This window comes from Ruegeria sp. YTSA105 (genome assembly GCF_059610225.1).
In genome coordinates this window covers 79,239-95,704 of the sequence record NZ_JBXWNE010000016.1, presented here as the reverse complement: position 1 = coordinate 95,704, position 16,466 = coordinate 79,239, and the positions used below count along the sequence as shown (strand labels likewise).

General features: G+C 56.5%; 16 protein-coding genes. 8 read left to right on the top strand and 8 right to left on the bottom strand.

Annotation, left to right across the window (positions count from 1 at the left end; all coding sequences use genetic code 11):
• Positions 1 to 93: 93 nt before the first annotated feature.
• The 5 genes from AC2FH2_RS17300 to glyA all read right to left on the bottom strand — a co-directional run bounded on the left by AC2FH2_RS17300 (position 94) and on the right by glyA (position 5,598).
• A complete protein-coding gene (locus tag AC2FH2_RS17300; RefSeq protein WP_142639489.1) occupies positions 94 to 516 on the bottom strand; it encodes a universal stress protein in 423 nt (140 codons plus the stop codon).
• Between the two features lie 78 nt (positions 517 to 594).
• The gene (locus AC2FH2_RS17295) at positions 595 to 1,968 is read right to left on the bottom strand and encodes an alanine/glycine:cation symporter family protein (RefSeq protein WP_496690355.1); all 1,374 of its coding nucleotides are present in this window, start codon (positions 1,966 to 1,968) and stop codon (positions 595 to 597) included.
• Between the two features lie 25 nt (positions 1,969 to 1,993).
• Positions 1,994 to 2,938: a lipoyl synthase gene (gene lipA / locus AC2FH2_RS17290; protein WP_496694530.1), complete on the bottom strand. Its 945-nt coding sequence runs from the start codon at positions 2,936 to 2,938 to the stop codon at positions 1,994 to 1,996.
• A gap of 14 nt (positions 2,939 to 2,952) precedes the next feature.
• Positions 2,953 to 4,335, bottom strand: coding sequence for a dihydrolipoyl dehydrogenase (gene lpdA, locus AC2FH2_RS17285; RefSeq protein WP_496824552.1), 1,383 nt, complete (start codon positions 4,333 to 4,335; stop codon positions 2,953 to 2,955).
• A gap of 9 nt (positions 4,336 to 4,344) precedes the next feature.
• On the bottom strand, positions 4,345 to 5,598 hold the full coding sequence (gene glyA / locus AC2FH2_RS17280) for a serine hydroxymethyltransferase (RefSeq protein WP_496824550.1): 1,254 nt from the start codon (positions 5,596 to 5,598) through the stop codon (positions 4,345 to 4,347).
• 180 nt (positions 5,599 to 5,778) lie between these two features.
• On the opposite strand from glyA, the gene AC2FH2_RS17275 reads away from it, so the two are divergent.
• The gene (locus tag AC2FH2_RS17275) at positions 5,779 to 6,348 is read left to right on the top strand and encodes a helix-turn-helix domain-containing protein (RefSeq protein WP_496824562.1); all 570 of its coding nucleotides are present in this window, start codon (positions 5,779 to 5,781) and stop codon (positions 6,346 to 6,348) included.
• A 4-nt stretch (positions 6,349 to 6,352) separates the two neighbouring features.
• On the opposite strand, the gene AC2FH2_RS17270 is transcribed toward AC2FH2_RS17275, so the two are convergent.
• Positions 6,353 to 7,231: a LysR substrate-binding domain-containing protein gene (locus AC2FH2_RS17270; protein ID WP_496824549.1), complete on the bottom strand. Its 879-nt coding sequence runs from the start codon at positions 7,229 to 7,231 to the stop codon at positions 6,353 to 6,355.
• 103 nt (positions 7,232 to 7,334) lie between these two features.
• On the opposite strand from AC2FH2_RS17270, the gene AC2FH2_RS17265 reads away from it, so the two are divergent.
• Entirely contained in the window at positions 7,335 to 8,960 is a 1,626-nt protein-coding gene (locus tag AC2FH2_RS17265) for a GMC family oxidoreductase (RefSeq protein ID WP_496824547.1), read from the top strand.
• 61 nt (positions 8,961 to 9,021) lie between these two features.
• Here the strand turns inward: AC2FH2_RS17265 and AC2FH2_RS17260 are convergent, their stop codons facing one another.
• Together AC2FH2_RS17260 and ychF are read right to left on the bottom strand one after the other, a co-directional pair.
• Complete coding sequence (locus AC2FH2_RS17260) at positions 9,022 to 9,525, bottom strand: GNAT family N-acetyltransferase (RefSeq protein WP_496824545.1); 504 nt, start codon at positions 9,523 to 9,525, stop codon at positions 9,022 to 9,024.
• An 11-nt stretch (positions 9,526 to 9,536) separates the two neighbouring features.
• Positions 9,537 to 10,634, bottom strand: a complete 1,098-nt coding sequence (gene ychF / locus AC2FH2_RS17255; protein ID WP_281995894.1) for a redox-regulated ATPase YchF — start codon at positions 10,632 to 10,634, stop codon at positions 9,537 to 9,539.
• A gap of 194 nt (positions 10,635 to 10,828) precedes the next feature.
• Here ychF and AC2FH2_RS17250 point away from each other — a divergent pair, with 194 nt between their 5' ends.
• The 6 genes from AC2FH2_RS17250 to AC2FH2_RS17225 all read left to right on the top strand — a co-directional run bounded on the left by AC2FH2_RS17250 (position 10,829) and on the right by AC2FH2_RS17225 (position 16,463).
• Complete coding sequence (locus AC2FH2_RS17250) at positions 10,829 to 11,314, top strand: acyloxyacyl hydrolase (RefSeq protein WP_142639471.1); 486 nt, start codon at positions 10,829 to 10,831, stop codon at positions 11,312 to 11,314.
• Positions 11,315 to 11,392: 78 nt separating this feature from the next.
• Complete coding sequence (gene trpA / locus AC2FH2_RS17245; protein WP_281995895.1) at positions 11,393 to 12,184, top strand: tryptophan synthase subunit alpha; 792 nt, start codon at positions 11,393 to 11,395, stop codon at positions 12,182 to 12,184.
• A 152-nt stretch (positions 12,185 to 12,336) separates the two neighbouring features.
• Positions 12,337 to 13,503, top strand: coding sequence for an alpha-hydroxy acid oxidase (locus AC2FH2_RS17240; RefSeq protein WP_496824542.1), 1,167 nt, complete (start codon positions 12,337 to 12,339; stop codon positions 13,501 to 13,503).
• A 242-nt stretch (positions 13,504 to 13,745) separates the two neighbouring features.
• Positions 13,746 to 14,399 (top strand): 50S ribosomal protein L25/general stress protein Ctc, encoded by a 654-nt coding sequence (locus tag AC2FH2_RS17235; RefSeq protein ID WP_142639464.1) that lies wholly within the window; start codon positions 13,746 to 13,748, stop codon positions 14,397 to 14,399.
• Between the two features lie 137 nt (positions 14,400 to 14,536).
• Positions 14,537 to 15,217 carry an aminoacyl-tRNA hydrolase gene (gene pth / locus AC2FH2_RS17230; RefSeq protein WP_142639462.1) on the top strand — a complete coding sequence of 227 codons (681 nt, stop codon included), beginning with the start codon at positions 14,537 to 14,539 and terminating at the stop codon, positions 15,215 to 15,217.
• A gap of 82 nt (positions 15,218 to 15,299) precedes the next feature.
• Positions 15,300 to 16,463: a serine hydrolase domain-containing protein gene (locus tag AC2FH2_RS17225; RefSeq protein ID WP_496703561.1), complete on the top strand. Its 1,164-nt coding sequence runs from the start codon at positions 15,300 to 15,302 to the stop codon at positions 16,461 to 16,463.
• Positions 16,464 to 16,466: the final 3 nt, after the last annotated feature.

Below are 16,466 nucleotides of genomic sequence, written 5' to 3'. Positions count from 1 at the left end.
CAGCCCGCAAAATCAACCAACTTCCCACCCAACTCAACATGCAAACCATGCAAAGGTGTGCGCCTAATATCCGTCATTTCAGGTACCTTTCGATCAGCGGGACTGGTCACGAACAACCATGACGGTGCAATGCGCATTGCGCACCACACGTGCCAGGTTCGGACCAATTTCATAATTCGGGAAATCGCCCTTGGTCGACGCCATGACGATCATGTCGAAGCCCTCTTTGTGAGCGAGCTTCAGAATTTCGCGGTAGACGCTGCCCTCTTGGACATGGACAGCAACGCCCGCGGCGTCACCATTATCCAAGATGGCCTGAACCGCGTTGCGCACATGCTCTTTGGCACCGGCGCCATAATTGGCGGGCAGGTTCGGCAGCTGGATGATCTCGGGGATGACGGCGACCGCATGCAGCTCGGCACCGTAGAATTTCGCCTGTTCCAATGCGACCGGCAATGCCTGTTTCCAGGAACGGTCGTCAGAGTGATCAATCGGCAGCAGGATTTTCGTGGCCATCACGCCTCTCCTCGAGATAGGAATTCTGTTTCAAGTCGGGGGGCCGGAATGGCCCCCCGTAGGTTTTCAGTGCCCGGTTTATTCGGCAGGCGTGCCGCCCGGCTCTTCTGACTTGCCACCGGAGGCAAAGAACTCTTTCGTCAATTTGAAGACGATTGGGCTCAGCAATGCCAAGGCGATTAGGTTCGGGATAGCCATCATGGCGTTCAGCGTATCTGCAAGCAGCCAGATAAAGCCCAGATCCGCGGTTGCGCCGAAGTAGATCATGATAATCCACAGAATGCGGTACGGCATCAGGGATTTGACACCCAGCAGGAATTCGACGCATTTCTCTCCGTAGAATGACCAGCCGAGGATGGTGGTGAAGGCGAAGATCGACAGCGCGATGGCGATCAAGTAGCCACCAATGCCCGGCAACGACATTTCGAAGGCGGCCGAAGTCAACGCGGCACCGGATTCACCCGTGGTCCACGCACCTGAGGCGATGATTGCCAAACCGGTGATCGAGCAGACGATGATAGTGTCGATGAACGTTCCCAGCATCGCGATCAGGCCCTGGTTTACCGGACCTTTGGTTTCGGCTGCTGCGTGCGCGATCGGGGCGGAACCCAGACCGGCTTCGTTCGAGAAGACACCGCGCGCCACACCAAAGCGGATGGCGGCCCAAACGGCTGCGCCCGCAAAACCACCTTCGGCGGCCGAGGGTGTGAAGGCGTAGGTGAAGACCAACGACACAGCATTGCCGATTTCACCGATATTGATCAGCAGAACCAGCAGACCCGCGATGATATAGGCAATCGCCATGAACGGAACCAGTTTACCGGCAACGGCACCGATACGCGTGATACCACCCAGGATTACAGCGGCGGTCAGAACCATCAGCACCACACCGGTGACCGAGGTATTCAGGCCGAAATTGGCTTCGAGAACCTGTGCAACACCATTGGCTTGCACACCGTTGCCGATACCAAAGGCTGCAACTGCGCCGAACAGGGCAAATGCAACACCCAGCCAGGCCCATTTCGCACCCAGACCGTTCTTGATGTAGTACATCGGACCACCGACAAAGTTGCCCAGCTCGTCCTTCTCACGGTATTTCACCGCCAGAACAGCCTCGGCATATTTGGTGGCCATGCCCACCAGGGCGGTCATCCACATCCAGAACAAAGCGCCCGGACCGCCCAGGAAGACAGCAGTAGCAACACCGGCGATGTTACCCGTACCAATGGTCGCCGACAGCGACGTCATCAGTGCGTTGAACGGGCTGATCTGCCCATCGCCCTGACTTTCTCGACCGGCGAACAGCAGCTTAAAGCCCGTGCCGATACGCAGGATCGGCATGAATTTCAGCCCCACCTGCAGGAAGAAGCCAACGCCAAGAATGAGGACCAGCATCAGCGGCCCCCACACGACGCCATTGATGGCCCCTACGATTGAATTTAACGCTTCCATGGTATTCCTCCCTAGCGCGTTTGGATTATGCCCCGGCAGCAATCGCCCTTTGGCGAGCTTGCTTGAGGGCGGCAAAGTCTTCGTCCGCGTGGAACGACGAACGGGTCAGCGGCGTGGCTGACACGTGCAGAAAGCCCTTTGAGCGTGCGATCTGCTCAAGCTGAGCGAATTCTTCCGGTGTCCAGAACCGGTCAATCGGGTGATGTTTTGCGGTCGGCTGCAGGTATTGCCCCACTGTCAGAAAATCGACATTCGCGGCGCGCAGGTCATCCATCACCTGCCGCACATCGCCAAGGCTTTCACCCAGCCCGACCATCAGGCCCGATTTGGTAAAGATCTCGGGGTTGGCGCGCTTGGCATCGTCCAACAGACGCAGCGAAGTGTAATACCGCGCGCCCGGACGCACCGTGGGATACAGATGCGGAACCGTTTCGAGATTGTGATTGAATACGTCGGGGGCGGCCGCAAATACCAGATCGGCCGCGTCCCCTTTGCCCAGAAAGTCGGGGGTCAGAACTTCTACCGTTGTGCCGGGATTCTGGTGGCGCACAGCACGGATGGTTTGGGCAATATGTTCAGCGCCGCCATCAGCCAGATCATCCCGGTCAACCGAGGTGATCACGACATGACGCAGGCCCAGCTTTTTCACCGCAACGGCCACACGGCCGGGTTCGAACTGGTCCAGAGCGTCGGGGCGGCCAGTGGCAACGTTGCAGAAGGAACAGCCGCGGGTACAGACCTCGCCCATGATCATCATGGTGGCGTGGCGCTTGGACCAGCATTCGCCGATATTTGGGCAAGCCGCCTCTTCGCAAACGGTCGCCAGATTATGGTCACGCATCAGGCGGCGGGTTTCGTAAAATTCTGCGCTTTCAACCCGTTTCTTCCGAATCCATTTCGGTTTACGCGGAATGACACTGTCAGCCTTTTTGGCTTTTTCCGGGTGGCGAGGGCGAAGCTGGATGGTCATCTGGCTGATCCTCGTTAAGCGTGAATCGCACGGCCCAGGGCGTCAAGGCAGGCCTCTTTGACCGCCTCGCCCATTGCAGGGTGCGCATGACAGGTTGCGGCAACTTCGGAAACGGTAGCGCATTTGGTCATTGCCAGAACCAACTCGGCAATCAGGTCGCCGCCATGCGCTCCGCAGATATGCGCGCCGAGGATCTTGCCGCTGGGATCGGCCAGCACCTTGACCGCACCGTCGGTTTCGCCGGTCGAGCGCGCGCGCGAATTTGCCATGAAGGCGAACTTGCCGACCGCGTAGTCAGTGCCAGCCTCTTTCAGCGCCTCCTCGGTCAAACCGACCGAGGCGACCTCGGGGTCGGTGTAAACCACGCCCGGAACGGTGTTGTAATCCACATGCCCGGCCTGACCGGCCAGGATTTCGACACAGGCGACGCCGTCTTCTTCGGCCTTATGCGCCAGCATTGGCCCTGGCACACAATCACCAATCGCATAGATACCGGGCACCGAGGTCTGGAACGCTCCATCGACCTCGATAAAACCGCGTTGGTTGATGGCAACGCCCAGATCTTCCAACCCCAGTCCGCGCGTCACAGGGCGACGGCCTACGGCGATCAGGACCTTGTCGGCCTCGATCACTTCTTCCTTGTCCTTGCCAACCCGGTCCACGATCAGGGACAGGCCCGCGTCGGTTTTCCCGACCGATTTCAGCGCCCTGCCCAGTTGGAATTTCAGCCCGCGCTTTGACAGGGCGCGCTGTGCCAGCTTGGCGATCTCTCCATCAATGCCGGGCAGAACACGGTCGAGATATTCAACCACCGTGACTTTGGCACCCAGACGCGCCCAGACCTGACCCAGTTCCAATCCGATGACACCGGCACCGATCACCACCAGATGATCCGGCACGGTGTCCAGCGCAATCGCCCCGGTCGAGCTGAGGATATCTTGCTCGTCAATCTCAATCCCCGGCAGCGAGGTCGGCTCGGATCCGGTGGCGATCAGGATATTCTTTGCCTCATGGATCGTGTCGCCGACCTGAACCTGCCCTGCAGCCGGAATGCTGGCCCAACCTTCGAACAGGTCGATACCGTTCTTTTTGAACAGGAATCCGATCCCTTTGGTCAGGTCACCAACGATCTTGTCCTTGCGCCCCATCATCGCGCCGATGTCGATGCTGGCCCCCTCGACCTCTATGCCATGGGAGGAGAGATGGCTGATCTCGGCATATTTGGCCGAGGAGGTCAGCAACGCTTTGGAGGGTATGCACCCCACATTCAGACAGGTCCCGCCAAGAGCACCCCGCCCCTCGACGCAAGCGACATTCATGCCCAGCTGAGCGGCACGAATGGCCGCTACATATCCGCCGGGGCCACCGCCAATAACGATCAGGTCATAGGTGCTCATGATTTAACCTCAGTAGATCGGATGGCTCGCGCACAGGGCGCGGACTTTTTCACGAGTTTCTTTTTCGACGGTCGCATCCCCGTCAGACGACTGAGCCAAAGCGTCCAGCACGTTGCCAATCAGATGACCGATCGTTGTAAACTCTTCGGGGCCAAATCCACGGCTGCATCCGGCAGCGGTGCCCAGACGAATACCACTGGTAATCGTTGGCTTTTGCGGATCGCCGGGAACACTGTTTTTGTTGCAAGTAAAACCTGCACGCTCAAGCGCGGCCTCGGCATCTTTGCCAGTCACGCCGATGGGGCGCAGATCGACCAACATCAGATGGTTCTCAGTTCCGCCGGAAACGATGTCACAGCCTCTCGCCATCATCACATTCGCCAAAGCCGCCGCGCTGTCGACTACGCGCTGCATGTAGGTTATGAACTCAGGCTTCAAAGCTTCACCAAAGGCTACAGCCTTTCCCGCGATCACATGCATCAGCGGGCCACCCTGCAGACCCGGAAACACTGCCGAGTTGATCTTTTTGGCGAGTGTTTCATCATTGGTCAGGATGATCCCACCGCGTGGTCCACGTAGGGTCTTATGAGTGGTCGACGTCACCACATGAGCGTGCCCAATAGGCGACGGATGCAGCCCAGTCGCCACCAGCCCCGCGATATGCGCCATATCTGCCAGCAGCCAGGCCCCAACCTTGTCAGCGATTGCCCGAAAGCGCGCAAAGTCGATTTTTTGCGAATAGGCCGATGCGCCCGCGATGATCAGCTTGGGCTTCTCAGCTTCTGCCAATGCCTCGACCTGATCATAATCAATCAGCCCGGCATCGTTCAGACCGTATTGCACCGGACGGAACCATTTGCCCGATTGCGCGGGTTTCGCGCCGTGGGTCAGGTGCCCGCCAGCATCCAGCGACATTCCCAATATCGTGTCACCGGGGCTAAGCAGCGCCAGCTTGACCGCTCCATTCGCCTGAGCGCCGGAATGAGGTTGTACGTTTGCGTATTCGCACCCAAACAGTTTCTTCAACCGCTCGATAGCTTCGGATTCGACCTCGTCGACATATTCGCAGCCACCGTAATACCGGCGACCGGGATACCCTTCGGCGTATTTGTTGGTCAGCACAGACCCCTGCGCATCAATCACCGCCTGCGAGACGATGTTTTCAGATGCGATCAGTTCGATCTGATCCGCCTGACGGGCACCCTCACGGGAAATCGACGCAGAGATTACCGGATCGGCCTCAGCCAGCGACGTTTTAAACATGGTCTCCTCCCACGGTTCCGAATCCAATTCGCGAAACTTTGTTTCCTATAGTGGAATTTTAATCCTTAAGGCAACATTTTTCTTACTATGGTGAATTTGATTTTGATTGGAAATTATGCAAGCATCGATAAAACAGGGGGATTTCACGTGGCAGAAGAGAACTTAACGGATGTTTCCGGAATGGACGAACAGGACGAAGGTATGGCTCTGGGCCGCTCGATCCGCGACGCGCGCCGTGCAAAAGGCTGGACTTTGGAAGAAGCCGGTCGTGCTGCCGGGATCGGTCGATCAACCCTGTCAAAAATCGAAAACAACCAGACAAAGCCCAGCTTTGATATTGTTCGGCGGCTCACACAGGCGCTTGACCTCAGCACACCGCAGCTGTTTCTACAGTCCGGTCAATCGGGTATATCAGGCCGTCGCGATTATACGCCCAAGGGCGACGGTGACATCAAGGACACCTCCACATATATCCATGAATTGCTGTGTTCAGAGCTGACCAGCAAACGGATGCTGCCCTATATCGCGACAATCAAGGCGCGCGACATTTCCGAATTTGAAAACTGGATTCGCCATTCTGGAGAAGAGTTCATGTTTGTCCTCAGCGGAGAGCTGACTTTTGTGTCGGAACACTACCGACCGCTGCCGATGAAAGCCGGGGACTCGCTCTATTATGACAGTGGAATGGGGCACGGCTGTATTTCAACCAGTACCGAAGATGCCCGTGTGCTTTGGGTATCGCTGGAATAGCCCACTAATAGAGTGACGTCACCCAACTTGCGAAAACCTGTACCTCGATGCGGTCTTCAGCGCCTTTGCGCTTAACCAGATAGTGCGAAGGTTGAATGGGCAGGCGGTAATCAAAAGGTGCCACCAGCAAACCCTGCTTAATGTACTCATGGGCAAAGCTTTCTAATACCATGGCCGCGCCCTGCCCCGCCGTGACGGCCTGCAAGGCCAAAAATGACGAATCCATTCGAAGCGTTCTGGAGGGCGCGCCCAAATTGAGCGTGTATTGATCAGACAATCTCATCCAGTCATTCTCGGACCCTTTGATTGCGACGACCCGGCCCTGGGCCAGATTTTGAATGCTCAGATCTGCGCCAAAAGATGCCGCATAATCGGGATGGCAGACCGGCACCGCACATTCATGGCCCAGATGCGAGACGATCCCGTCATCCCAGTCACCATAGCCGAACCGGATATCAATATCGCTTTCTTCCTCTCCAAACCGGTTCGCCCAGACGAAGGTGGAGAGGTCCACTTCGATGTCGGGGTGCAGGTTTTCAAACTCAAACAGTCTTGGTGCGATTACCAGCCCCGCACATGAGATGGAGGCCCGTATTTTGACCACCCGCCTGCGGGAATTGGTGAAAAGGCCGCTGGTTGCGTCTCTTAACTCGGAAAACGTCTTTTGAACCGGCATCGCATAGGCCCGCCCGATTTCGGTCAGGGCAACCCCGCGCGGCAAGCGTTCGAACAGGGATACGTTTAGGTGCTTCTCTAACAACCGTATCTGCTGACTGACGGCGGCTGATGTCAGCCCCAGCTCTTCTGCTGCCGCAGAGAAACTGTTGTGACGCGCGGCAACTTCAAAAGCCCGCAACCAGGTGACATGGGGCAATTTCGCCATTTCTTACCTTCAATGAAAATTATGCCTAATGGGTAATATACATTGTTTGAATTGACAATCTTTGCGTGCAAATCATGGGGCCTATTACCCAAAACGGTTCGAGATGACGCAGACCTTCGACTATATCATCGTGGGCGCCGGATCTGCCGGCTGCGTGCTGGCAAACAAGCTGAGCGCGTGTGGCAGCCATAAAGTGTTGCTGATAGAAGCCGGTGGAACCGATCGCCGTTTCTGGATCAATGTACCGCTGGGATACGGCAAAACCTTCAACGATCCCAAGGTGAACTGGTGTTACTCTGCCCAGGCTGATCCCGGGTTGAACAACCGTCAGGCCTATTGGCCGCGCGGGCGGGTTATTGGCGGATCAAGCTCGATCAACGCCATGGCATATTTGCGAGGCCTCTCGCATGATTTTGATGACTGGGCCAAGGCAGGCGCAGAGGGTTGGAACTGGGAAACGGTTCGCCAGACATATGAGGCGATCGAGACCCATGTCGAAAGAGGCCAAACACCTTCGTCAACGGACGGACCACTTGTGGTCAGTGATGTCAGTGAGGGCATGCACCCGTTTTCGCGCCACTTTCTGGAGGCCTCACGGCAGATGGGCTGGCATGTTTCGGACAATCTGAACGGTCAGGACGCCGAAGGGATGATGAACCTGCGCAGCACCGTCAAAAACGGCCGCCGCTGGTCATCCGCTGCTGCGTTCCTGCGCCCTGCCCTGAAACGCGGCAATCTGCGGTTGGTATCCAATGCTCTGGTGCAGAACGTCATTCTGGATCAGGGCAAAGCCACCGGTGTCCGCTATCACGTTGGGGGTCAAATGGCCGAGGCCATGGCGACCCGTGAAGTTATCCTATCTGCCGGAGCCGTAAACTCGCCACAGCTCTTGCAGCTTTCGGGGATCGGGCCTGCGAACCTGTTGAAAAAGCACGGCATCAAAGTGCGCCATAACCTGTCGCAGGTTGGACAGGGATTGCAGGATCATCTTGGCATATCCCATTTCTTTCATGCGACCGAGCCGACATTGAATAATACGCTAGGCAATCGGTTGGGACAGATGTTGTCCGGTATTCGTTATATGTTGACCTGCAGCGGGCCACTCAGCGTCCCCGTCAACCAGGTCAGCGGCTTTGTGCGTTCGGACGAAACCGCCGAATTTGCTGATATGCAAATCTATTGCAATCCGATGTCCTATAAGACCGACACCAAAGGACAGCCGGGCGTTGATACCGAAGCAGGCTTTCTTCTGTGCGCCCAGCCCTGCAGGCCGACAAGCAGAGGGGAGATCAACATCCGTTCGGCAGATCCCATGGAGGCACCCGCCATCCAACCGAACTCTCTCTCCACAAACCATGACTGCGACATGGCTATCAAAGCGGGTCGGGTGTTACAGAAGCTGGCGCAGACTGAGGCGATCCGCAGTGTTACGCGGACCCGAATAGAACCAGATGTTACGCGGATGAATGACGACCAGCTGTTGGAAAATTTCCGCGCCAACGCCGGAACTATATTTCATCCAAGCTGTACATGTCGCATGGGGACATCGGAACAGGCTTCAGTTCTGGATTCTCGACTGCGGGTGCATGGTGTGGCAGGCCTTAGGGTGGTCGACGCGTCCTCGTTTCCGAGCATCACCTCGGGCAACACCAATGCGCCTGTGATGATGCTGGCCGCGCGCGGCGCGGACCTCATTCTGGAAGATGCCACAAAGCGCATGAACGCTTGAAGCAGAGGGAAAGAGACCGTCTTACAGAATATTTGGTCTGGAAAGGGGCCTCATTCCCTGATCAGGAAAAGTGCAACGCATAGACGTTGTTCAAATACTTCTGATCGTCGATCTGAAAGTGGGTCTCTCCAATGAACTCAAAACCCTTGGCCAGATAGAACTTGATGGCCGAGGTGTTCTCAGCATTGGCCATCAGCCAGACCACATCTGCCCCCTGATCCCGGCAATGTTCCAGCGCGGCTGCCAAAAGACGCCTTCCGATACCTTTTCCGTGATGGCGCGGCTGGACGTAGAATGTCGATATCTCCATGCCCCACCACCCGGAAACAGGGGCGATGCGTGCAGGGGAAACACGGATGAACCCGTCAATCCCCTGATTATTGTCGGACACCAGAATGAATTCATCCGGGTTTTGAATCTGTTCTAATACTTTGCTTGTTGTGAATTCCGACAAGGCGAAATCTGCAAAAATCCCACTGACACCATGTTTGAGGTAGGTTCCGATCCATACTTCAATCGAGATGGCAGCGATACTGGACGCATCTGACTTTTCTGCAGTTCGCAATGCCAAGGCGCTTAGGTATTAAACAAGAAGTGCATCACATCGCCATCCTTGACGACATAGCCCTTGCCTTCGGCGCGCATCTTGCCTGCCTCTTTGGCGCCTTGCTCTCCGTTTGCCGAAACATAGTCGTCATAGGCGATCGTTTCAGCACGGATGAAACCCTTTTCGAAATCGCCATGGATCACGCCAGCAGCCTGCGGCGCGGCGGTGCCGGTGCGGATGGTCCAGGCGCGGGCCTCTTTCGGGCCGACGGTGAAATAGGTTTCCAGCTTCAGCAGGTCGTAGCCTGCGCGGATCAGACGGTCGAGACCGGGCTCTTCCAGCCCCATTTCCTCGAGGAACATCTGCGCTTCGTCCTCTTCCAGCAGGCTAATCTCTTCTTCGATCTTGGCACTGATAATGACGTGCGAGTTGCCTTGCGCTGCGGCCATTTCAGCCACACGGGCTGAATATTCATTGCCCTCGGCGGCCTCTTCTTCGGAGACGTTGCAGACATAGAGAACCGGTTTGGTGGTCAGCAGTTGCAGCATTTTCCACGCCTTGTCGTCTTCGTCGCTAACTTCGACCAGACGCGCGGGTTTGCCGTCTTCCAGCATGGCCTGCGCTTCGGCAAGCAAACGTTCCTGTTGCTGTGCCTCTTTGTCGTTGCCCTTCAGCTTGCGCACCAGATTGGCACGGCGCTTTTCGATACTTTCCAGATCGGCCAGCATCAGTTCGGTCTCAATCGTATCGGCATCCGCCACGGGATCGACGCGGCCATCGACATGGGTCACATCACCATCTTCGAAGCAGCGCAACACATGAGCGATGGCGTCAGTCTCACGGATGTTGGCCAGAAACTGGTTGCCCAACCCCTCGCCCTTCGAGGCGCCCTTTACCAGGCCCGCGATATCCACAAACGTCATTCGCGTCGGGATGATCTGCTTTGAACTTGCAATCGCCGCCAGCTTGTCCAGCCGGTCATCGGGCACCGCCACATCACCCACATTGGGTTCAATGGTGCAGAACGGGAAATTCGCCGCCTGAGCAGCCGCTGTCTTGGTCAGCGCATTGAAGAGAGTCGACTTGCCCACATTCGGCAAACCCACGATTCCCATTTTAAAGCCCATCTCGGCCTCCTGAAGCGATACGACGGCGTCTTCTATTCACGTCCGGGCAAATGCGCAACCCGGACGGCGTTAACAGGTCGAGTCCCAGTTGCAACATCACTTATCTGTTAATCAAACGTGTACTTCGAATACTTGATTCTGCCACTGCCACGTCACCAACTGACAGGGAGTTGAGAAAACCAAGAAGTACCGAGATGAAAACACTTTTCTTAATGAGCACTTTGCTGGCCACCACGACCATGGCACACGGGCAGTCCATCGTATTGGGAGCAGGATATGCGGATTTCACCCACACCAGCAGCAATGATCAGGCGGTCGTGTCACTGGAATACCAGCACAGCCCGTTTCACGAAGCCACGCGCCTCAGTGCTGGCTGGGGTGTGGCTCTGACGGTGGATGCAGATGCCGACACGCATATTGGCGCCGGTTTGGTCGGTCTCTATACGATCTCTGATCGGTGGTTCGCAGAGGCCAGCGTGATGCCTGGCTACTACAACGCCTCAAATGATGACAATGATCTCGGCGGAAATTTCCAGATCCGCAGCCTTTTCGGAATTGGATATGCCCTGGAAAACGGAAACAAGCTCTCGCTGGCCATCACCCATAATTCGAACGCGAGCACGGACAGTTTCAATCCCGGCGTCAACTCAGTGTTCATGCGTTATCACTACGGGTTCTGAAGCAATCTGGCCCAGCGGGATTGATTTCCGGGCAAAGTTTCTGCACATCAGGTTCAAATCCGTATGCAAGGACCGCAGATGACCCGTATCGACGCCAAGTTCGCCGCCCTCAAGGCCGAGGGCAAAAAGGCCTTCGTATCCTACATCATGGCCGGTGACCCCGATTTCGACACCTCGCTTGAGATCGTCAGGGGCTTGCCCGGTGCCGGTGTCGACGTGATCGAACTTGGGCTGCCGTTCACCGACCCGATGGCGGATGGTCCGACCATCCAGGCAGCAGGACAACGCGCCCTAGAGGGCGGGATGACCCTGCAACGCACACTGGATCTTGCACGTGCTTTTCGGGAATCGGATGATACAACGCCTATTGTGCTAATGGGGTATTACAATCCCATCTACAGCCGCGGCGTGGAAAGGTTTCTGGCGGACGCTACAGAGGCTGGCATCGACGGCCTGATCGTCGTTGACCTGCCTCCCGAAGAAGATGACGAACTTTGTCTGCCTGCACAGGCGGCTGGATTGAATTTTATCCGCCTCGCCACGCCGACAACGGATGACAAACGGCTTCCGCGCGTTCTTCAGAACACTTCGGGATTTGTGTATTACGTCTCGATCACGGGGATCACAGGCGCAGCCGAAGCCCAGGCCACGAATGTAGGCCCCGAGGTCTCTCGGATCAAATCCGCCACGGATTTGCCAGTGATCGTGGGCTTTGGAATCAATACCCCGGAAAAATCGCGGGCAATCGCAACTGTTGCCGATGGCGCTGTGGTCGGCTCGGCCATTGTCAGCCAGATCGCCGCCGGGAAGTCGGTTGGTGAAGTTCTGGATTTTGTCAAATCGCTGGCAGATGGGGCACATTCGGCCTGATCCAACGACCAGTTTCGCAATCTTGACCGCAGTCGGCGCAACCCGGCTGCGGTTCTTCTATTGCACCTAACGTTGCGCACAGAAACGTGGCGTTGCGAGGCTTTCGAAAAATTGGTAAAGAAAAAGGACCAATCTTTCGAAAGCCACATCTCATGCCCGTCATCACCAATATCCAAGACCTCAGACACATCTATGAACGACGCGTCCCACGCATGTTCTTTGACTATGCCGAAAGCGGCAGCTGGACCGAGCAGACCTTTCGCGATAACAGCTCGGATTTCGAAGATATCCGCCTGCGCCAGCGAGTAGCGGTTGATATGACCGGGCGCACGACGGCGTCGCAGATGATCGGACAGGATGTTACCATGCCTGTTGCCCTTGCCCCCGTTGGTCTGACCGGCATGCAGCACGCGGATGGTGAGATCAAAGCCGCCAAAGCAGCCGAGGCTTTTGGCGTCCCCTTTACCCTGTCCACGATGTCAATCAATTCTATCGAGGAGGTGGCCGAGAACACCACTGCGCCCTTCTGGTTCCAACTCTACACCATGAAGGACCAGGACTATGTCTCTCGACTGATCCAACGCGCCAAGGATGCAAAATGTTCGGCCCTTGTGATCACCCTGGACTTGCAAATACTCGGGCAGCGCCACAAGGACCTAAAGAATGGTCTGTCCGCGCCGCCAAAGCTGACGCCCAAGACCATCGCCAATCTGATGACAAAATGGGCCTGGGGCATCGAAATGTTAAGCGCCAAACGGCGGAACTTCGGCAATATTGTTGGCCATGTTGATAATATCACTGATACAAGATCGCTGGGCACATGGACGGCGGAACAATTCGACCCCAGCCTGGATTGGGGCAAGGTTGAAAAGCTGATGAACCAATGGGGCGGCAAGGTGATCCTCAAAGGTATCCTGGATTCCGAGGATGCCAAGATGGCCGCCAAGCTGGGCGCCGATGCCATCGTGGTTTCAAACCACGGCGGACGCCAGTTGGACGGGGCGCTCAGTTCCATTCGTGTCCTGCCCGAGATTATGGACGCTGTCGGGAACGACATCGAAGTGCATCTGGACAGTGGCATCCGATCTGGCCAGGACGTTCTGAAAGCACTGGCACTTGGCGCGAAGGGCACCTTTATCGGGCGCGCCTTTGTTTACGGTCTTGGCGCAATGGGCCAGAAAGGCGTGACCACGGCACTTGAGATCATTCAGAAAGAACTTGATACGACCATGGCGCTTTGCGGTGAACGCAATGTGAGCGATCTAGGCCGGCACAATTTGCTTGTCCCGAAAGACTTCGGAGGGAGCTGGACAGATTGATCGCGCGCATGGGGCTCTACCCCAGTCGCCCTTTGGCCGCCTCGCCCGATATATTTAGAGCCAGTTGAAGAAAGGATTCCCTGCTCCATCTGGCCGAAAATACTTCGGAGCGCGAGACGGAGCCTCGTAAAATAGACGAGCTGCAAAAACCCCTTTCCAAACTCAATGAATCAAGCTAAGGACGCGGCTTCACGCGGGTATACAGCCTTGGAGGATACCCGCCCTAACATTGGAGAAATATCATGGCTGGAGAGATTCCTGATCTCGTAGCTCTGGAACGGACGGGGACAGGCAAGGGCGCCGCTCGTCAGGCACGCCGCGACGGCATGGTTCCGGGCATTGTTTTTGGTGGCGACAAAGAGCCGCTGCCGATCCAGATCCCGTTCAACGAACTGTTCAAGCGCCTGAAAGCGGGCCGGTTCAAGTCGACATTGTGGAACCTGAAGGTTGAAGGCCAGGAAGACGTTCGCGTCATCTGCCGCGACGTTCAGCGTGACGTTGTCAAAGACCTGCCGACCCACCTGGACCTGATGCGCCTGCGTCGGACCACCAAGATCGCACTGTTTATTCCGGTTGATTTCATCAACGAGGAAGAGGCCCCCGGCATCAAGAAAGGCGGCGTTCTGACCGTTGTCCGTCCTGAGGTCGAGCTGATGTGTACCGCTGGTGAGATTCCTGAGAAGATCACCGTTGATCTGACCGGTCTGAACATCAACGACGTTGTCACCATCTCGTCGGTCGATCTGCCTGCTGGCACCAAGCCGACCATCGACCGTGACTTTGTGATCGCCAACATCTCGGCCCCAACCGGCCTGGCTACAAGCGATGACGAAGAGGGCGAAGAGGGTGATGTTGCACCCGATGAAGTCGAAGTCGTCGGAAGCGAAGAAGAATAAGGCCGGACCCAAAGTTTCGGTTTTTGTGACGGGGCCCCATTGGGGTCCCGTTTTCTTTTGCCCGTTGGGCTGGAAAATCGGCCCCGATCCGTGCCATCAACCAGTTGCGATATCGCGCTTGAGACAAGGACATGACGATGAAGCTGTTTGTCGGCCTGGGAAATCCCGGATCAAAATATGCTCGAAACCGGCACAATATTGGCTTTATGGCCGTTGACCGGATCGCCGAGGATTGCGGCTTTGGTCCTTGGAAATCCAAATTTCAGGCCGAAATCGCCGAAGGGCGGCTTGGTCAAGAAAAGGTTTTGCTTATCAAGCCTCAGACCTTCATGAACCGGTCCGGTCAATCGGTGGGCGAGGCCATGCGGTTTTACAAGTTGGATTCGACCGACGTCACTGTCCTACATGATGAATTGGATCTGGCGCCGGGTAAGGTCCGCGTCAAGGCAGGTGGAGGCCATGCCGGTCACAACGGGCTTCGGTCGATCCACGAACATATCAGCCCAGCCTATGATCGGGTGCGCCTTGGGATCGGTCATCCCGGGCGGAAAGAATTGGTTTCGCCATATGTCTTGGGCGATTTCGCAAAGGCTGACAGCGACTGGTTGGAAGATGTCCTGCGCGGCGTTGCAGATGGCGCAAGGCACCTGGCCAATGGCGATGGCGGTAAGTTCATGAACGCCGTTGCCCTGCGAACGGCACCGCCGCGTTCGTCCAAGTCACCGTCCGAGCACCCAAAACCAGCGGCCCAGACCATTACCGAACCCGCCGGGGACAGCAGGTCTGCCATGCAGAAGCTGATGGACAAGTTCAAATAGCGCCCTTTGCCGTTGCCCCTACGTCCGGATTGCGGAATTTTCCCGGGCAGGCTCCAATACCGGCAATCATGGGAGGCGACAAATGAGAGCTTTGTTTAAATGGGTGCTGCGTATCGCGCTGATGCTTGTGCTGGCAGCCGCTGTTGTCGGGTTCTGGAAACGCGAGGAAATTCAACGCTTGATGGCGGTGAACTCATTGTTTTCCCCCGAAAAGATCGTTCACAATTTCTCGCATATGGATGCAGCTTTCAAAACCGTCAACTTGCCGCGCGGGGATGGGGCCACATGGGAATTGCCTTACGGGCCCGGGTTTGACCTGCCAGCAGGCACGGATCAATGGATCGAAGACCGGTCGGTCACATCCTTGCTTGTGATGCAGGGCGGGCAGATCCGGTTTGAGGAATACTATCTGGGCACCACACCAGACGATCGACGCATTTCGTGGTCGGTTGCCAAAAGCTATCTTTCTGCATTGTTCGGCATATTGCTGGACGAAGGCGCAATCGCCTCATTGGACGATCCTGTCGTGCAATACGTACCCAAACTGCAAGGCACGGCCTATGATGGTACGACGATCCGCAACGTGTTGAACATGGCCAGCGGTGTGACCTTCAACGAGGATTATCTGGATTACAATTCTGACATCAACCGGATGGGTCGAGTGGTCGCCTTAGGCCGAGAACTGGACGATTTTGCCGCCTCGCTGCAGGACAGTTTCGCAACACCCGGAGAAACCTGGAAATACGTGTCAATCGACACCCATGTTATCGGTATGGTGGTCCGAGGAGCAACCGGTCGCAGCGTGGCCGAACTGCTTACAGAGCGCATTGTACAGCCGCTTGGGCTGGAGCGGGATGGCTATTACGTGACCGACGGGGCCGGAGTTGCCTTTGTTCTGGGCGGCTTGAATTTCACCACCCGCGACTATGCGCGTTTCGGTCAGATGATCCTGCAAAACGGGGTTCATGATGGGCAGCAACTGGTACCGGCCGAATGGATCGCCGCTTCGGTCCTGCCCAGTGCCCCGACCGCATCGGGCAAGATCGGCTATGGATATCAGTGGTGGATTCCCGTGGGCGCGCATGAGGGCGAGTTCATGGCCCGCGGCGTCTATGGTCAGTATATCTATTTCGACCAGCCGCGCGGGGTGCTGATCGTGTCCACCGGAGCCGATCGCAAGTTTCGAGACCCTGGCGTGAATGAGATCAACATAGAAATGTTCCGCAAGATTGCGCAAAGCCTGTAAGAT

What these genes read in the sequence shown, in the direction of transcription:
- AC2FH2_RS17235 (WP_142639464.1), top strand. Translation starts at nt 13,746, where the DNA reads ATGGCTGGAGAGATTCCTGATCTCGTAGCTCTGGAACGGACGGGGACA.
- ychF (WP_281995894.1), bottom strand. Translation starts at nt 10,634, where the DNA reads ATGGGCTTTAAAATGGGAATCGTGGGTTTGCCGAATGTGGGCAAGTCG.
- AC2FH2_RS17250 (WP_142639471.1), top strand. Translation starts at nt 10,829, where the DNA reads ATGAAAACACTTTTCTTAATGAGCACTTTGCTGGCCACCACGACCATG.
- pth (WP_142639462.1), top strand. Translation starts at nt 14,537, where the DNA reads ATGAAGCTGTTTGTCGGCCTGGGAAATCCCGGATCAAAATATGCTCGA.
- trpA (WP_281995895.1), top strand. Translation starts at nt 11,393, where the DNA reads ATGACCCGTATCGACGCCAAGTTCGCCGCCCTCAAGGCCGAGGGCAAA.
- AC2FH2_RS17265 (WP_496824547.1), top strand. Translation starts at nt 7,335, where the DNA reads ATGACGCAGACCTTCGACTATATCATCGTGGGCGCCGGATCTGCCGGC.
- AC2FH2_RS17300 (WP_142639489.1), bottom strand. Translation starts at nt 516, where the DNA reads ATGGCCACGAAAATCCTGCTGCCGATTGATCACTCTGACGACCGTTCC.
- lipA (WP_496694530.1), bottom strand. Translation starts at nt 2,938, where the DNA reads ATGACCATCCAGCTTCGCCCTCGCCACCCGGAAAAAGCCAAAAAGGCT.
- AC2FH2_RS17270 (WP_496824549.1), bottom strand. Translation starts at nt 7,231, where the DNA reads ATGGCGAAATTGCCCCATGTCACCTGGTTGCGGGCTTTTGAAGTTGCC.
- lpdA (WP_496824552.1), bottom strand. Translation starts at nt 4,335, where the DNA reads ATGAGCACCTATGACCTGATCGTTATTGGCGGTGGCCCCGGCGGATAT.
- glyA (WP_496824550.1), bottom strand. Translation starts at nt 5,598, where the DNA reads ATGTTTAAAACGTCGCTGGCTGAGGCCGATCCGGTAATCTCTGCGTCG.
- AC2FH2_RS17275 (WP_496824562.1), top strand. Translation starts at nt 5,779, where the DNA reads ATGGACGAACAGGACGAAGGTATGGCTCTGGGCCGCTCGATCCGCGAC.
- AC2FH2_RS17225 (WP_496703561.1), top strand. Translation starts at nt 15,300, where the DNA reads ATGAGAGCTTTGTTTAAATGGGTGCTGCGTATCGCGCTGATGCTTGTG.
- AC2FH2_RS17295 (WP_496690355.1), bottom strand. Translation starts at nt 1,968, where the DNA reads ATGGAAGCGTTAAATTCAATCGTAGGGGCCATCAATGGCGTCGTGTGG.
- AC2FH2_RS17240 (WP_496824542.1), top strand. Translation starts at nt 12,337, where the DNA reads ATGCCCGTCATCACCAATATCCAAGACCTCAGACACATCTATGAACGA.